General features: G+C 40.0%; 16 protein-coding genes. 5 read left to right on the top strand and 11 right to left on the bottom strand.

Annotation, left to right across the window (positions count from 1 at the left end):
• Positions 1-5: 5 nt before the first annotated feature.
• From ACTB00_RS01625 to purB, 3 genes are all read right to left on the bottom strand, one after another.
• Entirely contained in the window at positions 6-833 is an 828-nt protein-coding gene (locus ACTB00_RS01625) for an alpha/beta hydrolase (protein WP_463298206.1), read from the bottom strand.
• A gap of 69 nt (positions 834-902) precedes the next feature.
• Complete coding sequence (locus ACTB00_RS01620; RefSeq protein WP_463298205.1) at positions 903-2,726, bottom strand: ABC transporter ATP-binding protein; 1,824 nt, start codon at positions 2,724-2,726, stop codon at positions 903-905.
• A gap of 32 nt (positions 2,727-2,758) precedes the next feature.
• Positions 2,759-4,105 (bottom strand): adenylosuccinate lyase, encoded by a 1,347-nt coding sequence (gene purB, locus ACTB00_RS01615; protein WP_463298204.1) that lies wholly within the window; start codon positions 4,103-4,105, stop codon positions 2,759-2,761.
• A 219-nt stretch (positions 4,106-4,324) separates the two neighbouring features.
• Here purB and ACTB00_RS01610 point away from each other — a divergent pair, with 219 nt between their 5' ends.
• From ACTB00_RS01610 to ACTB00_RS01590, 5 genes are all read left to right on the top strand, one after another.
• Positions 4,325-4,789 (top strand): lipocalin family protein, encoded by a 465-nt coding sequence (locus ACTB00_RS01610; protein ID WP_463298203.1) that lies wholly within the window; start codon positions 4,325-4,327, stop codon positions 4,787-4,789.
• Positions 4,790-4,863: 74 nt separating this feature from the next.
• A complete protein-coding gene (locus ACTB00_RS01605; RefSeq protein WP_463298202.1) occupies positions 4,864-6,276 on the top strand; it encodes an NfeD family protein in 1,413 nt (470 codons plus the stop codon).
• Positions 6,277-6,447: 171 nt separating this feature from the next.
• Positions 6,448-7,821: an SO_0444 family Cu/Zn efflux transporter gene (locus ACTB00_RS01600; protein ID WP_463298201.1), complete on the top strand. Its 1,374-nt coding sequence runs from the start codon at positions 6,448-6,450 to the stop codon at positions 7,819-7,821.
• 2 nt (positions 7,822-7,823) lie between these two features.
• A complete protein-coding gene (locus tag ACTB00_RS01595; RefSeq protein WP_463298200.1) occupies positions 7,824-8,408 on the top strand; it encodes a methyltransferase family protein in 585 nt (194 codons plus the stop codon).
• Positions 8,409-8,885: 477 nt separating this feature from the next.
• Positions 8,886-10,043 (top strand): glycosyltransferase family 4 protein, encoded by a 1,158-nt coding sequence (locus ACTB00_RS01590; protein WP_463298199.1) that lies wholly within the window; start codon positions 8,886-8,888, stop codon positions 10,041-10,043.
• A 94-nt stretch (positions 10,044-10,137) separates the two neighbouring features.
• On the opposite strand, the gene ACTB00_RS01585 is transcribed toward ACTB00_RS01590, so the two are convergent.
• The 8 genes from ACTB00_RS01585 to ACTB00_RS01550 form a co-directional block, all read right to left on the bottom strand.
• Positions 10,138-10,692 carry a 2-oxoacid:acceptor oxidoreductase family protein gene (locus ACTB00_RS01585; protein WP_463298198.1) on the bottom strand — a complete coding sequence of 185 codons (555 nt, stop codon included), beginning with the start codon at positions 10,690-10,692 and terminating at the stop codon, positions 10,138-10,140.
• Between the two features lie 15 nt (positions 10,693-10,707).
• Positions 10,708-11,505 (bottom strand): thiamine pyrophosphate-dependent enzyme, encoded by a 798-nt coding sequence (locus ACTB00_RS01580; protein WP_159520088.1) that lies wholly within the window; start codon positions 11,503-11,505, stop codon positions 10,708-10,710.
• A 2-nt stretch (positions 11,506-11,507) separates the two neighbouring features.
• Positions 11,508-12,602 carry a 3-methyl-2-oxobutanoate dehydrogenase subunit VorB gene (locus ACTB00_RS01575; RefSeq protein WP_463298197.1) on the bottom strand — a complete coding sequence of 365 codons (1,095 nt, stop codon included), beginning with the start codon at positions 12,600-12,602 and terminating at the stop codon, positions 11,508-11,510.
• A gap of 30 nt (positions 12,603-12,632) precedes the next feature.
• Positions 12,633-12,857 carry a 4Fe-4S binding protein gene (locus tag ACTB00_RS01570; RefSeq protein WP_463298196.1) on the bottom strand — a complete coding sequence of 75 codons (225 nt, stop codon included), beginning with the start codon at positions 12,855-12,857 and terminating at the stop codon, positions 12,633-12,635.
• Between the two features lie 167 nt (positions 12,858-13,024).
• Positions 13,025-13,591: a Crp/Fnr family transcriptional regulator gene (locus tag ACTB00_RS01565; RefSeq protein WP_463298195.1), complete on the bottom strand. Its 567-nt coding sequence runs from the start codon at positions 13,589-13,591 to the stop codon at positions 13,025-13,027.
• A gap of 17 nt (positions 13,592-13,608) precedes the next feature.
• A complete protein-coding gene (locus ACTB00_RS01560; protein ID WP_463298194.1) occupies positions 13,609-14,925 on the bottom strand; it encodes an aminotransferase class I/II-fold pyridoxal phosphate-dependent enzyme in 1,317 nt (438 codons plus the stop codon).
• Between the two features lie 290 nt (positions 14,926-15,215).
• A complete protein-coding gene (locus tag ACTB00_RS01555; RefSeq protein WP_463298193.1) occupies positions 15,216-15,740 on the bottom strand; it encodes a flavodoxin in 525 nt (174 codons plus the stop codon).
• A 13-nt stretch (positions 15,741-15,753) separates the two neighbouring features.
• Positions 15,754-16,593 carry a prephenate dehydratase gene (locus ACTB00_RS01550; protein WP_463298192.1) on the bottom strand — a complete coding sequence of 280 codons (840 nt, stop codon included), beginning with the start codon at positions 16,591-16,593 and terminating at the stop codon, positions 15,754-15,756.
• Positions 16,594-16,669 lie beyond the last annotated feature (76 nt).

Genomic DNA, 16,669 nt, shown 5'->3' with positions numbered 1-16,669 from the left:
AAGCATCAGTTCAAATTCAATTCATTCAAAATACTCAAGGTAAGCTCAAACGCAGGTTTTGCCATACCTCCATGATTAAATCCATCAAGCTCGTACAAATAAGTTTCCGGATGACCAACAACCTTCATCATCCGATACATGTAGGCGTTCTCTTCATAACGACCTAACATTTCCAGCTCACGATCACCTGTGATTAGAAAAAGCGGCGGAGCATCATTTCGAACATGAAATAAAGGTGCATACTCGTCGACAATAGGACGCGTTCCGGGAATACCTCGTTCTGAACGGATTGTAAAATGGGTAATCGTGTGTCCGCTAAACGGAACTAGTGCTGCAATCTGATTGGCATCAATTTCAAACTTATCCAAATACCTTTTATCCAAGCCGACCATGCTTGTCAAATATCCGCCGGCTGAATGACCGGAGACCACGATTTCGTCAACAGCGCCACCGTACTCTTCAATATGATTAAACACCCAGGCAACCGCCGCTGCGGCATCTTCGATGTATGCCGGACACTTAACTTTTGGACTTAAGCGGTAATTGACGCCCACAACGGCTAGTCCCTTGTTCTTCCACTCTTCGGGAATAAGCTTTTCACCGCCGGTTATTCCTCCACCATGAAACCAAACGATCGTTGTGAAATCTGTTTTGCCGTCCGGGTAGTATAAATCCAAGCGGCAACGCTCTTTCATATAATCAGTAAGAACAGTATCTTCCCGATATTGAACAGACTCTATCAGTTTATAGGATGTTTTTTCTTGTCCGCTCGCGGTGTAGAACGAAGCGACAAAAAAGAAACTAATGACTAGTAAATTAAACTTCAAATTCATAAAAAAATAGATTTAGTAATTTGCGAATTTGAAGATACAACTTTAAGCTGAATTTGAAATCTGTTCTGATTAGAACACTTGCATTTGGTGTAGTTTGTGATAACGGCCTTTTAACTCAATCAACTCCTGATGAGTTCCCTTTTCAACGATCTGTCCTTTATGAAGCACACAAATAACATCGGCATTTTTAATGGTTGACAGGCGATGGGCAATTACCAAGGAGGTTCTGTTTTTCATCAGGTTTTCCAAAGCTTCCTGTACCAACTTCTCCGACTCTGTATCTAGGGCGGAAGTTGCTTCATCGAGTATTAAAATCGGTGGATTTTTAAGAATGGCCCGTGCGATAGAAATCCGCTGTTTCTGGCCTCCTGACAACTTATCTCCCCGATCACCAATATTGGTATGGTAGCCATTTTCGGTAGCCGAAATAAACTCGTGCGCATTCGCAATTTTCGCAGCACTAACAACATCCTCCTCGGTGACGTGATCAACTCCAAAGGCAATATTGTTATAAAACGAATCATTGAATAAAATAGGCTCCTGATTAACATTCCCCATCAAGTTACGCAAATCGTGTAATTTGATATCGCGAATATCAGTCCCATCAATAAAAATCCCTCCTTCGGAAACATCCCAAAAACGAGGCAACAGATCAACCAAGGTCGTTTTTCCGGATCCGGATTGACCAACCAATGCAATAGTCTGGCCTTTGTTCACACCGAGAGTGACCCGCTTCAGCACATTCTCGTTGACGTATTTGAAGCTCACTTCACGAAACTCGATCTTATCTTTAAAGTCCTTTTTATCAACAGAATCAGGCTTATCCTTGATGGTATTCTCCTGACCTAAAATCCGATCAATCCGATTCATCGATGCCAAGCCTTTTTCGACACTATAAAGCGCTGTAGAGAACGCCTTTGCAGGATTAATTATATTATAAAAGAAAACAAGGTAACCAATAAACGCTTCTGCCGACAAGGAACTTTCATTTTTCAATACCAAAGCTCCTCCATACCACAAAACAATAATAATAACAGTTGTACCGAGCAACTCGCTCATCGGATGAGCCAGAAACCTACGCCACATCAACTTGTTCATGATCTGCAAATAGGATTCATTCTCCCGGCTGAATCGATTATAAGCCTTCTTCTCTGCATTAAAAGCTTTAATCACACGTAAGCCGGAGATGTCCTCTTCTGTGATTGACAAAATATCACCCATTTTATCTTGCCCCCTCATGCTTCTCTTTTTCAAGCTTTTACCAACACGACCAATGACAAAACCGGCAATCGGCAGCAAAACAAAAACAAAAAGCGTGAGCGACCAACTCATATAAATCATCGCCAAAAGTGAGATGAGAATGATAAACGGATTTTTGAAAAGCATTTCCAGTGAATTCATCACCGAATTTTCCACTTCCTGCACATCACCCGTCATTCGTGCAATGATATCTCCTTTGCGCTCGTCAGAGAAGAAGCCCAATGGCAACTCCAGGATTTTCTGATACATCTGTGCCCGAATATCGCGCACCACTCCGTTACGCAGATAAACCATAACAAAGCTGGCAGCATAAGTAAATCCTACTTTCAGAAAAACCATTAAAACAATAAAAAGGCCGATATAAATTAATGCACGTTCGCTACCTGATGAGATAACAACCTGGCTGATGAAATAGCTAAACAACTCGGTCATCTTTTCGATGCTGAATGATTCAACAACAGGCCTTTGAGTCACCAATTCCTGAGTATTAAACAGAATTCCGAGCGCAGGAATAAGCAGTGCAAAGGAAAAAGCCCCGAACAAGGCGCCAAGAAAATTAAAAAGAATATTCAGAATCACCTTCCCTTTGTAAGGTGGAGTAAACCGTTTGAGTAACCCGTAAAGGTCTTTCATACTTTGATGACTATTTTTGGTTGCCGGTTATCCTAAAAAATACCGGTGTAACTATGTGGTGTAATTGTCTTTAATTGAGTTTTTAACTCATCACTAATCTCCAACGTGTCGATGAACTCATGTATTACTTCCTGACTCATTTTTTTGTTGGTACGGGTCAGATTTCTCAATGCTTCGTATGGATTCGGATAAGCTTCACGACGTAAAATAGTTTGGATGGCCTCGGCAACCACGGCCCAGTTCTTTTCTAAATCAGCATCAATCGCATCTTTATTCAGCAACAATTTACCCAAGCCTTTCATGGTTGAACTGATTGAAATTAACGAGTGCCCCAAAGGCATTCCAATTGTCCTTAAAACGGTTGAGTCTGTCAAGTCGCGCTGCAAACGAGAAACCGGTAATTTTACTGATAAATGCTCGAGCAGTGCGTTGGCAATTCCCAGGTTCCCTTCCGAGTTCTCAAAATCAATCGGATTAACTTTGTGCGGCATTGCTGATGAGCCAACTTCACCTTTCTTAATTTTTTGCTTGAAATAGTCCATCGAAATATAGGTCCACATATCACGATCCAAATCAAGAATTATGGTATTGATCCGTTTCAACGCATCAAAAATAGCCGCATGGTTATCGTAGTTTGCAATTTGCGTGGTGTATTGTGCACGTTCCAATCCCAGGTAATTTTTCAGGAAGTGGTTTCCAAAAGCTTTCCAGCTGATTTCGGGATATGCAATATGATGTGCATTGAAGTTTCCGGTAGCACCACCAAATTTGGCATCGCAGTTAATCGATTTCAACTGCTCCAACTGAACTTTCAAACGCTCAGAAAACACACGAATTTCCTTCCCTAAATTTGTAGGAGAAGCAGGCTGCCCATGCGTTTTCGCCAACATCGAAACATCTTTCCATGCCTCAGCCAATTCATCCAAGGTAGCAACCAAATCGTTGATACTCGGATAGTATTCCTGATCCAATGCATCTTGAATGGATTTTGGAACAGCAGTATTATTAATATCCTGCGAGGTTAATCCAAAATGAATAAACTCCTTGTAATCTTCGATTCCTAATTTGTCAAATTCCTCTTTCAAAAAATATTCAACTGCCTTCACATCATGGTTGGTCACCTTTTCGATATCCTTCACGCGTTGTGCATCGTCCACCGAAAAGTCTGCCACCACCTGACGAAGCTTTTCAAATAAGCCTTTATCAAATTCAGCCAATTGAGGCAACGGTAACTCGCATAAGGCTATAAAATATTCAACCTCAACCAATACCCTGTATTTAATCAGGGCATACTCTGAAAAGTAATTTTGCAGATTTTCAACTTTCGATCGGTAACGACCATCAATGGGTGTAATAGCAGTCAATAAATTCAGTTCCATGATTTTAATTTTTCGAGCCACAAAGGTAGCAAATATTTTTACTGACAATTATCCGGAAACCGATGGATTTAGTTTCGTAACATTTTAAGAATGATTCAAAATTGATTACTTTTAAATCAGTCGTTAAAACATTCTTTAAATTAATATATGACAGCACGAATCTTCCCATTTATTACGACCCTCGCTTTTCTATTTATAAATTGTGAATCCCCTAAAAATATGATCGATAAAACAACCGTGCAGCATCTCGACATTGAACGTTACATCGGCACCTGGCATGAAATAGCACGCCTGCCCAATCGATTTGAAAAAGATTTAATCGGCGTAACAGCAACTTATAAACTTCGGGATGATGGCAAATTAAAAGTCATCAATGCAGGATATAAAAATACGTTTGACGGCAAGTTTAAAGAAGCAACCGGAAAGGCTAAAATACCGAACCCGGAAGAGCCCGGCAAGCTAAAGGTTAGTTTCTTTCTCTTCTTCTATTCTGAATACAATATTTTGGAATTAGATGACAACTATCAGCACGCACTGGTGGGAAGTTCAACGCCCAAGTATTTATGGATATTAAGTAGAACTCCTCAACTAGAAGAAAATACATATGACATGCTTGTTCAACAAGCACAAGCCCGAGGATATGACACGTCGGAATTAATCAAGGTTAAGCAGAAAAAAGAATAAGGCACTATAAATTTAGGTAGTGAAGTAACCAGTAAAAGCTTAACTTTGAAAAGTACAACACAAAAACCATGAAAATGAAATCAGGATTTAAACTGGCTGTCATCCTATTATTCGCCGTCATTTTTACAACTTTTGCCCAGAAATCAGAAACAGGGACACCCAGGAAACTTGTTTACAAGTTCAACATCAAAGAAAATATAGCTCCTGCCATTTGGCGTCAAACCAAACAAGCTTTTGAAGAAGCAGATAGTTTGAAAGCCGACTTGATTCTGATTCATATGAATACCTATGGTGGAACGGTACTGGACGCTGACTCAATTCGGACTAAAATTTTGAATAGCAGACTTCCGGTTTATGTATTTATCGACAACAATGCAGCGAGCGCCGGCGCTTTAATTTCAATTGCCTGCGATAGCATTTACATGCGCCCCGGCGGATCGATTGGTGCTGCAACGGTGGTGAACCAAACTGGGGAGCAAATGCCCGACAAATACCAATCTTACATGCGCTCCACCATGCGGGCAACAGCCGAATCACATGGCGGAGATACCATTATCAGTGGGCAAGACACCACCTTCCGTTGGTTCCGCGATCCTAAAATTGCCGAAGCCATGGTTGACGAACGGGTGTACATTCCCGGAATTATCGACACGGGTAAAGTGCTCACCTTCACCCCTTCCGAAGCAATGGAACACGGTTTTTGTGAAGGCATTGCTGAGAACGTACCCGAAGTGTTGGAACAAATAGGAATAACAGAATATGAACTAATTGAATACAAACCAAGTGCATTGGAAAAATTCATCGGTATTCTGGTTAACCCAATGGTTTCGGGTTTACTCATTATGATTATTCTAGGCGGCATTTATTTTGAAATGCAAACTCCGGGTATCGGATTCCCGCTAATAATTGCTGTAGCAGCCGCTTTTGCCTACTTTGCTCCACTATATCTTGAAGGGCTTGCAGCCAACTGGGAAATATTGATTTTTGTCGTCGGACTCATTTTAATCGCTCTGGAGATTTTTGTGATTCCCGGCTTTGGAGTGGCCGGACTGTTTGGCATCACACTCAGCTTTACCGGACTGGTTTTAAGCTTAGTCGACAATATCAATTTCGATTTTGAAGCCGTACATCCTGATAAAATACTAACCGCATTGACAACCGTAATTGTTGCACTTTTCGGAGGATTCATGCTCAGTCTCGTTATCAGCAAAAAGATTTTCACTGCTAACTCTGGTGCTTTCAAAAACCTCTCCCTAAATACCATTCAGGATAAAAATGAAGGGTATGTGGGCGTGGACAATCAGAAAACACTCACAGGCAAAGAGGGTGTGGCTTTTACCGTACTTCGCCCTTCTGGAAAAGTGAAAATTGACAATAAGATTTATGATGCTGTTTCCATCCAGGGGGTGATTGACCGTGAAGAGAAAATCGTGGTTATACGGGACGAAGCGGCCCAATTGTATGTCGAAAAGCCGGAAGACAACTAGCAACTGCTTATCAATTCGAGTTACAAATGACCTGCTTGAGGTGAGCGTGCAAACGAACCCCCAGAGTCAACAGTATAGATTAACAAATATGTAGATATTTAAATTTTTCATACTGTTATTTCATTTAATACTGAAAGAATTCTAATTTTGTTCTTCGAAAGAGGGAGGAAAATGATGAAAGAGTTTTTAATTAATTATTTCGCCGAATTAATTTATTTGTTGAATGAAATGGCGCCTTGGCTGATCCTGGGATTGGTTTTTGCCGGATTGTTAAAGGTCTTTTTTCCTGACGAGAAAGTGCAAAAGTACATGGGAAAGCCAACAACTAAATCAGCATTAAACGCTTCGCTGCTAGGTATTCCAATGCCATTATGCTCATGCGGAGTCATTCCAACAGGAATTTCATTTTTCAGAAATGGAGCATCAAAAGGAGCCACAAATTCCTTTTTAATATCAACTCCGCAAACAGGGGTCGATTCAATTTTTGCCACCTACTCCATGCTCGGCTGGCCGTTTGCCATTCTCCGGCCAATTGTTGCCTTTGTTACTGGAATAGTTGGAGGAATTTTAACGAACTGGTTGGTTAAAGAAAAGGCAACACCCAAAGATACCCCGAAAGCTGCATTTGCCGGAGGGTTCACAATGGACACATCATCTACAAGTCAACCGAAAACAAGTATTCTATCTTCAACGAATTCGAAAAGTGAATCCGCCAAAACATGCGATGATGATTCCTGCGGATGCGACGACAAACCAAAACCCAAAGGCAATGCAGTGGTCCGTGCAAGCCATTACGCTTTTATCGAATTATTACAAGACATTGCCAAATGGTTGATCATTGGATTTTTAACAGCAGCGCTAATTTCAGTTATTTTGCCTGATGATTTCTTCAGCTCATTTCAAGGATGGGGAATTTTGGAAATACTGATTATTCTGGCTGCATCGGTTCCAATATACATTTGCGCAACCGGTTCAATCCCCATTGCCGCCGTTCTTCTGATGAAAGGCGTTTCACCGGGAGCAGCTTTAGTTTTCCTGATGGCAGGTCCGGCAACTAACGTGGCCACAATGACTGTAATCGGTAATACCATGGGACGAAAATCTCTAATCATATATCTGGGGACAATCATTGGCGGAGCAATTTTATTTGGGCAGCTAACGAATTGGTTACTACCAACTGATCTTTTCATGAATCAGATTGTACACATTCATGGCGATGGAGAACATGAAATGCTACCCAAATGGCTTCAAATTTCCTCATCGATATTGCTAATAAGCTCACTCATACTTGGTTACTTTTACGAACGCTTTGAAAAATCAAAAACGACAGACAAAATGAATTTAAAAACCATGAAAGTTGAAGGAATGACCTGCTCTCATTGTGAGGCCAGCGTTACTAAGAACTTGTCGAAACTAAGCGGCATTGACGAAGTATTTGCCGATAAAAACACGTCGACAGTAAAGGTGAAAGGCAACAATATTAATCTCAAAGAAATTGAGAAGACGATTAATGAGATTGGCTATCAATTTAAAGGTGAAGTATAAACATGTCACTCATACAGACAGGACTAATTGTTATTAGCGCACTCCCGATGGTAGCAACAGCGCTGCTGGGCTACCAACTTTTGCGAAACGGACAAGGAGCAATTGGGAAACCTTCAATTACAGCCTGGCTTTTTTACTTTACTAAATTTACGATCGCATTCCTATTGCTTAGTTTATTCCTGGCTAGTTTAAAGGAGGATTTTTTCCATTATTTTCCATGGCTTATTCAAAATGAAATCCCTGAAGTTCAGAGACTACTTGGCTTGGTATTCGTTTTCGCAGGAAACTTATTGTTGATTCCGGCCTACTATTCACTCAGTATTTTCACCCGAATGGGACTCCCAACAAAGGAACACGCCCTGCAAACAAAAGGAGTGTACAAAATAAGCCGCAATCCCATGTATACCAGTTTTTTCTTTTATTACGCCGCTTGTTTTCTAATTATGCCAAGTCTGTTAATTGCTTTTTTGATTGCGCTCAATCTACTCACCCATCATTTCATTATTTTAAATGAAGAAAAATACCTCGAAAATTCGTTCCCAAAAGATTACACGTCCTATAAAGAAAATACAGCTCGATATTTGTAGCAATTTCTCTCATCAATCCCGCCATCTATTTATAAAAAATAAATAAGCATAATTTATAAACTCGATGACTAATGACATCCTATACTCAAGTAAATTTCACTTTAAAATAACAAACCAACTGACAGCAGCTAAAGCATAGCTAGAAATATTATTTTAAACAAAACCACTCCTTAGGCAAATCCGGCATATCTATTCAGCATTCTATTTTTTGTACTATCCTCAATCTTCTAAACAACAATTAGACACTCATCTGTTTGTTTTTTGATCATTTTACTGTAAATAAGATCGAAATTAATCAACAGTCGGGTATTTAATCCAAGACAAAAAAAACACCTCGTTCATAGCAAAATGTGCCGTTCGTGTGAAAAAAGGGGTGTTTCACACAGCAAAATACACCACTCATGAAATAAAACAATCAGTTAAAATTAAAGTAAATAGGAATGCCTACTTTTACCGCGAATTAAAAAACAAAATAGCGTGACCATATCTCTTTTTTTCAATATTATTACGAGTTTTATATTAACCTATGTCGTGATTCCTCCAATTGTCAAGGTTTCAAACGTAAAAAACTTAATGGATGTACCCGACCACCGAAAGTTGAATAAGGCAGTTGTTCCAACATTAGGCGGAATCGCAATTTTCATAGGTCTGAACCTCAGTTCTCTGCTGTTTATGCCTACCGAAACTGCGGTTGAGCTACGTTTCTTATTCGCAGCAATTATATTGATGTTTTTTATTGGTTTGAAGGATGATATTTTAATTATTTCGGCCAAGAAAAAATTTGCGGTTCAAATTATCGCAGCAGCAATTTTGGTTGTACTGGGTAAATATCAAATTACAGAACTCTATGGATTATTTGGAATTCACCATCTTATTCCTGCGATAAGCATTCCTCTTTCAATCCTTATTTTCTTATTTCTAATCAATGCCATTAACCTTATTGATGGAATTGATGGTTTAGCATCGGGAATAACACTATTGGTAAGTTCTTGCCTGGGAGTCTGGTTTTATATGACTGGGAATATTGCATATGGAGTGATATGCACTGCACTTGCAGGAAGCCTTTTAGCCTTTCTTCGATTTAATCTTTGGGGTGGCAAAAACAAAATTTTCATGGGTGATACCGGGTCACTTATTCTGGGAGTTGTCGTATCGGCAATGATTATTAAGTTTATTCATCTAAATTCGATATCAACCTCTGAATTTCGTATTGAGCAAGCCCCGTTACTAGCATTGTCATTACTCATTATTCCAATCACTGACACGCTAAGGGTTTTCACAATTAGGATTTACAATAAAAAGTCGCCTTTTTCGCCTGACATGAACCATCTCCATCACTTGTTAATAAAATCACGATTGACTCATATTCAAGCAAGTAGTTTTCTTGTTGCTTATACGGTATTTTTTATCATGCTTGCATCAACCTTAAGCTTATATTTTAATATTACGGTCAGTTTTGTTCTGGTAATTATTGCCAGCTATGCTACAGTTGGTTTAATGCACCTGAAGATGAGAAAAATACACGCATTTGAAAATGGAGAAATAAACTCCAACCAAATCAAGATCATCAATTTATTTCCAGCTAAAGAAAAGCCAGTCTACAGCTTGGTTAATGGACGTAAAAAACGCATATAAATAAATAAAACGATCCATTAAAATACCCCCACATAAAAAAGCCGTTGCTGAAATTATTCAACAACGGCTTTTTCATTGACAATTTCGCCGCGATCTAACTGAGTAAATTGACGGCTTCCAGTTTTTCCTGTCCGGCATCAATCGCTTGAAGATTTAAAGGAATCAATTTATGATGGCGTTCAGGTAACGACTTTTCCAATCCTTTTCTGATACTTTCCATTTTTACAACTGGCTTTGCTTTTAGATAAGCGCCCAGAACGACCATATTGAATGTTTTAACATTTCCCAGATCAGCAGCGATCTTCGTACCTTCAATCTTATACACATTAATATCTGTGCGTGTTGGAGGATGAACAATACCATTCGGATCGTAAAGCAACACGCCACCGGCCTTGACCGTTTTTTCAAACTTATCCATGGATTGCTGATTTAGGATAATGGCTGTATCAAACTCATGCAGAATTGGGGAACTGATTCTGTTGTCGCTCATGATAACAGTCACATTAGCTGTTCCGCCGCGCATCTCCGGTCCGTATGACGGGAACCAAGTAACTTCCTGATCTTGCATTACTCCTGAATAGGCGAGAATTTTCCCCATTGACAAGACTCCTTGTCCACCAAAACCGGCAATTATAATTTCTTCAGTCATGATTTCAGTTTTTTTTTAATTCTTTTTCAGATGAGCTTCCTTCGAATCGCGTTCAGCATCTTTCATATCACCCACCGGATAGTATGGAAACATATTCTCTTCCATCCAAACATTTGCATCTACCGGATTTATGCGCCAACCGGAATTACAAGTAGAAACCACTTCGACAAACGACGTACCTTTCTTATCCAGCGCATTTTGGAAAGCCTTTTTAATTGCCTTTTTGCACTTGCGAACCGAAGCAGGCGTATGAGCTGACTGGCGGGTAACATAAGAAGTTCCGGGTAATTGCGCAATTAGCTCTGTAATTTTCAATGGATAACCATTACGCTCGGCGTCTCTCCCACATGGCGTAGTAGCCGTCACCTGCCCCAGCAAAGTTGTCGGAGCCATTTGCCCCCCTGTCATTCCATAAATGGCATTATTAATAAAAATAACAACAATATCTTCTCCACGATTGCAGGCATGCATAATCTCAGCCGCCCCTATTGAAGCTAAATCGCCATCTCCTTGATAAGTAAAAACAACTTTATCGGGGTTCACGCGCGAAATTCCTGTAGCCACCGCAGGTGCGCGACCATGCGCAGCTTCCTGCCAGTCGATATCGATATAATTATAGGCAAAAACGGAACAACCAACGGGTGAAACACCAATTGTTCTTTCCTGAATATTTAGATCTTCGATGACTTCAGCCACGATCCGATGAACTACTCCGTGCGTACAGCCCGGACAATAATGCATCGTATTCTCGGTCAGCAATTTTGGCTTTTCGTAAACCAGATTTTCCGGTTTGATGATATCTTTTACTTCCATCGTTATGCTTCTATTAGTTTTTGTTCGATAGCTTCCACCACTTCACCCGGAGTTGGAATAATTCCCCCCATCCGTCCAAAATAGCTCACAGTTGCCAGGCTTTTCGCACAACCAACAGCAAGTTGAACATCTTCAACCATTTGCCCGGCATTCATTTCAACAGCCATAAAGCCTTTAACTTTCTTAGCTAGCTCGGCAATCGGCTTTTTAGGGAACGGAAAAAGTGTGATCGGTCGCAACAAACCAACTTTCAACCCTTTTGCTCTGGCCAGCTCAACTGATTTCTGACAGATTCGGGCAGAAGATCCAAAAGCAACAAGCACATAGTCAGCATCTTCGCATTGAAAAGTCTCGTATCTAACTTCCTCTGCCTCCATCTGAATATATTTCTCCTGAAGGCGCCTATTACTTTCTTCCATTTTAGAAGATTCCAGATACAAGGAAGTAATTACATTGTAATCCCGATCTGAAGTTTTGCCTGTGGTTGCCCAACGTCCTGTTTTTGATTTTACTTCCTCGGCCGTCATCCGTGGTTTATAATCCCCTAGCTCTACCTTTTCCATCATTTGACCAATCGCACCATCAGTCAAAATCATTGCGGGGTTACGGTACTTAAAAGCTAACTCAAATCCCAGGTCAACAAAATCATTCATTTCCTGTACCGATGCAGGAGCCAAAACAATAAGCTTATAGTCGCCATGGCCTCCACCTTTTGTTGATTGGAAATAATCAGCCTGAGATGGTTGGATTGTTCCCAAGCCTGGTCCTCCGCGCTGCACATTCACAATCAAACAAGGAAGTTCGGCGCCGGCAATATATGAAATACCTTCGGCCATCAAGCTTATTCCGGGGCTCGACGAAGAAGTCATTACCTTTTTACCGGTACCTGCAGCGCCATAGACCATATTTATTGAAGCAACTTCACTTTCAGCCTGCAGAACAACCATGCCGGTTTCGTCCCAAGGCTCGCGAGCCATTAAAGTTTCCATCACCTCAGATTGTGGGGTGATCGGGTATCCAAAATAACCATCGCAACCACAACGAATGGCAGCTTCAGCGATTACTTCGTTCCCTTTCATTAATCTTAATTCTCCCATCTATTGAATCTTTTTTGATATTTACTGAAATTAAACTCTTACCCGGTAAACGGTAATACAGGTATCCGGGCAAACTATTGCACAGTTCGAACATCCGATGCATGCTTCGGGATTTTCCATAAAGGAAAAATGGTAGCCCCGGCTATTTACTTGCTTATTTTGACCTAAAACCTGCTGAGGACAAGCAACAACGCAAAGGCCACATCCTTTACATTCTTCCGTGTCAACAACAACTGCACCTATAACTTTTGCCATGGTTTTATTCTTTTTAATATAATTTCTTCGTCTAAAACGATCCAGCTTTAAGGCATACGCAAACTACAGCCGGACGTACAAATCTAAAACATCAGTACATTTCAATCCGCAACAAAAGTTGCATATTCAGAGATCATTATATGTTTTTCAGATAGCCGCAATATCATTCAAATCTTGTTCAATATTCGAGTAAATATATTTCGATGAATTCCGAGATAAGATGCAATATGTTGACGTTGTACCCGCGACACCAAATCGCCATGTTCTTTCACAAATCTTTTCACTCGCTGCGATGCAGTAAGCGATTGCAGCATGTGCACCCGCTTTAAGGCGTTAATGTAACTTTCTTCAGCCATTCTTAAAACCAATGCTTGCAAATCATTATTACTTTCAAGCATCTTATCGAATTCGTTCTTAGTTATATAGATGATTTCTGAATCTTCGTATGCACGGATCGCTTCGCTGGAGTTCTCGCCCGACAAAAAAGAATCGTGGCTACTTACAATAGCATTGTCAGGCGCGTAGAAGAAACGACTAATCCATTCCTGTCCATTCTCGGCCACATAAGTAGCGTACATGAGGCCATTAAGTAATATGCCGAGCTTTTGGTTGGGCTCATCGTAAGCCAGAAAGGTTTCTCCCTTTTTCAATAAAACCGGCACCTGGTCAGAGAAATATGACTTCAACTGAGTTAAGGTCATATTATCAGGCGATGTTATTGAATAGGCACTCATCTCACAATTTCTATCAGTTAATTAACAGGAAAATCTTTAGCAAATCGTTCTAATCGTTTGTCCAAGTCATCAAATTGATCACGATGAACATGAGAAACACAGGCTCGAAGCCCTTCCTTTTCGCTGCCGGTATTTTTTAGGGTAATGGCACTAACTCCATAATATAAAAGTTTGGACAATAGCTCTTCTCCTGTCATATCAGGATACCCAATGGTAAAGTAAAAGCCGTCTCCAACCAATTCTTCTCCATCTTTTTCGTAAACAATATAAAAGCCGTGTTTTAAAAACAATTGCTTCATTATTTTGGCTTTCGCTCCGTATTCTGAAACCTCTTCCACAAAATTAAACTGCCCATCAGAAGCTGCTTTAAACATAGCTGCCAATGCATATTGTGCCGAGTGTGCCGTTCCTGATGACATCGCATAAAGCACTCTAAGTGTAATGGTATTTCCGAATGTGTTGCTTTGAAAGCGCACTTTTAAATTATCGTAGTCGCGGTTAAATAGTGTATCCGAAATGATCATCACTCCGCAACGTTGTCCGGCATAAGAGAATATTTTTGAGCTTGAAATGAATAGAATATAATTGCCGGTGTATTGGGCAACCGTTGATTGATAAGGTGGTTTCCCTGGAGTAAATAAATCTTTGCGGAAATCCATGGCAAAATAGGCCAAATCTTCCATGATGATGACATCATATTTTTGAGATAATTCACCAATAATTTGCAGTTCTTCCTCCGTAAAACAAATCCAGCTGGGATTATTGGGGTTTGAATAAATAATGGAATTTATATTTCCTTTGGATAAGAACTCTTCCAGTTTTCCACGAAGCTTTTTGCCGCGATAGTTAAAAACATCAAAGGTTTCGTATTTGTGACCCATAACCAGCATTTGCTGCTTTTGAACAGGAAATCCCGGGTCAATAAAAAGTGCCGTATCTTTTTTGGGGTCTACATTGCTGGCCACAAGAAGTGCCGAATAGGTACCCTGCATGGATCCAACTGTGGGAATGCAACCGGCCGGGCTAACATCAACATTCATAAATGATTTAATGAAACGAGAGGCTTCCTGCTTGAGTGGCTTTATCCCATCCATCATCGGATATTTAGAAGCTACTCCATTTTTAAGTGCTTCAATTTCAGCCTGAGTTCCCACTTCGGCTGGAGGTAAACCCGGAACCCCCATCTCCATGCGAATAAAACGCTCGCTACCAGCTTCTTCTATTAAATTAACGAGCGCTACAACCTCTCGAATAGAAGCCTGACCAACATTGTCAATTCTTAGTTTAGCAATATTTTGGTCTACGAGATGTTGATCAATGGGTGTCTTTTTCATGATTTAAGTTCTCCATCCCGGCCTTAGTTATTGAATTTTCTTGCTAATAAATAGCTTTAAAAAAGAGATTTTAACTGGTGAATTTCAACTAAATAGCCAGAAATAATAAATAAAAGAAGCAAAGAATCTCTGATTTGCCAAACCTGAAAGTTGTATTTCTCAACAGGTTTTACAAATCGACAGAACTTGCTGAATTAAAGAATGAAATCGAAATAATTTCGAAGATAAACGATTAAAATCAAAAGAAATTCAGGCCTTTTGGATGGCCTGAATTATATCATGTTTCTCAGCTAAAAACCAAATTCAGCTTGAATTGATTTCAACCAATTAGAAATTCGTTCGTCTGTAAGTTCCGGATCAAAATCCTCATCAAGTGGCAGGCCAACGAATTTACCATCAATTAAAGCTTCCGACTCTTCAAATTCATAGTCATCAGGATCAACTGAACCGACAATTTTTGCATCCTTTTTCGCAAGCTCTTTCGCTAAACGACCCATGGCATTTACAAAATGATCCGGATAAGTGACATGGTCACCCAATCCAAAAAGTGCAACCACTTTTCCGTCGTAATCGGCCTTGCTTACTTCGGGGAAAAACTTACTCCAATCGGTATTTGAATACTCCGAATCCCAGGTTTCTTTACCAACGGTAGAAATACCAAAGATAATTTTATCGAATTTGTCAATATCACTGTACGATGCGTCATTTACAGAAACCATTTCAACTTTATCCTCGCCAATAGCGGCTGCAAGTTTTTCGGCAACACGATGTACTGATCCTTTTTCTGGTCCAAAGAACAATCCTATTTTACTCATATCTCTTAGTTTTTTACTGATTTTGTATCTCAAGTTCGCCCCGAACATATTCCCCTAAAATAGATAAACTGGAGACATTTTTCAAGATTAAATGAATAGCATGTTCATAATTCTCAACAGTGCCCCACTCAACATCTACGTGAATGGTATATTCGTTGGGCTTACCTACGATAGGGATCGATTGAATTTTATTTAGATTGATTTTGTTTTCTGCAAATATATTAAGCACCGAAGCCAATGCCCCATAATAGTGTCCAACCTCAAAGCAAATAGAAGCTTTATTGTTTTCGACGGTATGATTAGCACGTTTCGACAAAATCCAAAATCGGGTGTAATTCTTTTTATTTGACTCAATACCACGATCGACAACATTCAACCCATAGAGTTCCGCGGTGCGCAAATTGCCAATTGCTGCTGCATCAGTCAAATTTTCTTCAACCAGCAGTTTTCCTGAGGCAGCCGTATCCTGATTTTCACGAATCTTAGCATTTGGATAATATTTTTCGATGTATTCGGCACACTGTCTGATTGCAATTGGGTGCGAATAAATTGTTTTAATGTCTTCCGGTTTTGCACCCGGCAACATCATCAAATTCATTTGAATGTGCAGATATATTTCACCAATAATTCGCAAATGATAGTCGCGAATCAGCGAGTAATTTTGAATGATGCTTCCTGCAATAGAGTTTTCAATAGCCATGACGGCAATATCAACCTGATCGGTATCAATCAGTTCACACACGCTCTGAAACGATCTACACTCATGAACTTCAATCTCTTCCTCACCAAAATAATTTCGCGCTGCATCTTCGTGAAATGAACCAGCAATACCTTGAATTGCTATTTTCTTCATCCGTTTAAAATTTTCAAGTTTTTAAAAACTTACTTTAAAATTTGAGAACGGATGGAACCGCTCCGCTCTCACATCA

The sequence above is a fragment of the Sunxiuqinia sp. genome, from assembly GCF_055140945.1.
This window is presented reverse-complemented; position numbering and strand designations above follow the sequence as displayed.

Coding starts and splice junctions, on each gene's coding strand:
- ACTB00_RS01625 (WP_463298206.1), bottom strand. CDS start 833: ATGAATTTGAAGTTTAATTTACTAGTCATTAGTTTCTTTTTTGTCGCT.
- ACTB00_RS01620 (WP_463298205.1), bottom strand. CDS start 2,726: ATGAAAGACCTTTACGGGTTACTCAAACGGTTTACTCCACCTTACAAA.
- purB (WP_463298204.1), bottom strand. CDS start 4,105: ATGGAACTGAATTTATTGACTGCTATTACACCCATTGATGGTCGTTAC.
- ACTB00_RS01610 (WP_463298203.1), top strand. CDS start 4,325: ATGATCGATAAAACAACCGTGCAGCATCTCGACATTGAACGTTACATC.
- ACTB00_RS01605 (WP_463298202.1), top strand. CDS start 4,864: ATGAAATCAGGATTTAAACTGGCTGTCATCCTATTATTCGCCGTCATT.
- ACTB00_RS01600 (WP_463298201.1), top strand. CDS start 6,448: ATGATGAAAGAGTTTTTAATTAATTATTTCGCCGAATTAATTTATTTG.
- ACTB00_RS01595 (WP_463298200.1), top strand. CDS start 7,824: ATGTCACTCATACAGACAGGACTAATTGTTATTAGCGCACTCCCGATG.
- ACTB00_RS01585 (WP_463298198.1), bottom strand. CDS start 10,692: ATGACTGAAGAAATTATAATTGCCGGTTTTGGTGGACAAGGAGTCTTG.
- ACTB00_RS01580 (WP_159520088.1), bottom strand. CDS start 11,505: ATGGAAGTAAAAGATATCATCAAACCGGAAAATCTGGTTTACGAAAAG.
- ACTB00_RS01575 (WP_463298197.1), bottom strand. CDS start 12,602: ATGGGAGAATTAAGATTAATGAAAGGGAACGAAGTAATCGCTGAAGCT.
- ACTB00_RS01570 (WP_463298196.1), bottom strand. CDS start 12,857: ATGGCAAAAGTTATAGGTGCAGTTGTTGTTGACACGGAAGAATGTAAA.
- ACTB00_RS01565 (WP_463298195.1), bottom strand. CDS start 13,591: ATGAGTGCCTATTCAATAACATCGCCTGATAATATGACCTTAACTCAG.
- ACTB00_RS01560 (WP_463298194.1), bottom strand. CDS start 14,925: ATGAAAAAGACACCCATTGATCAACATCTCGTAGACCAAAATATTGCT.
- ACTB00_RS01555 (WP_463298193.1), bottom strand. CDS start 15,740: ATGAGTAAAATAGGATTGTTCTTTGGACCAGAAAAAGGATCAGTACAT.
- ACTB00_RS01550 (WP_463298192.1), bottom strand. CDS start 16,593: ATGAAGAAAATAGCAATTCAAGGTATTGCTGGTTCATTTCACGAAGAT.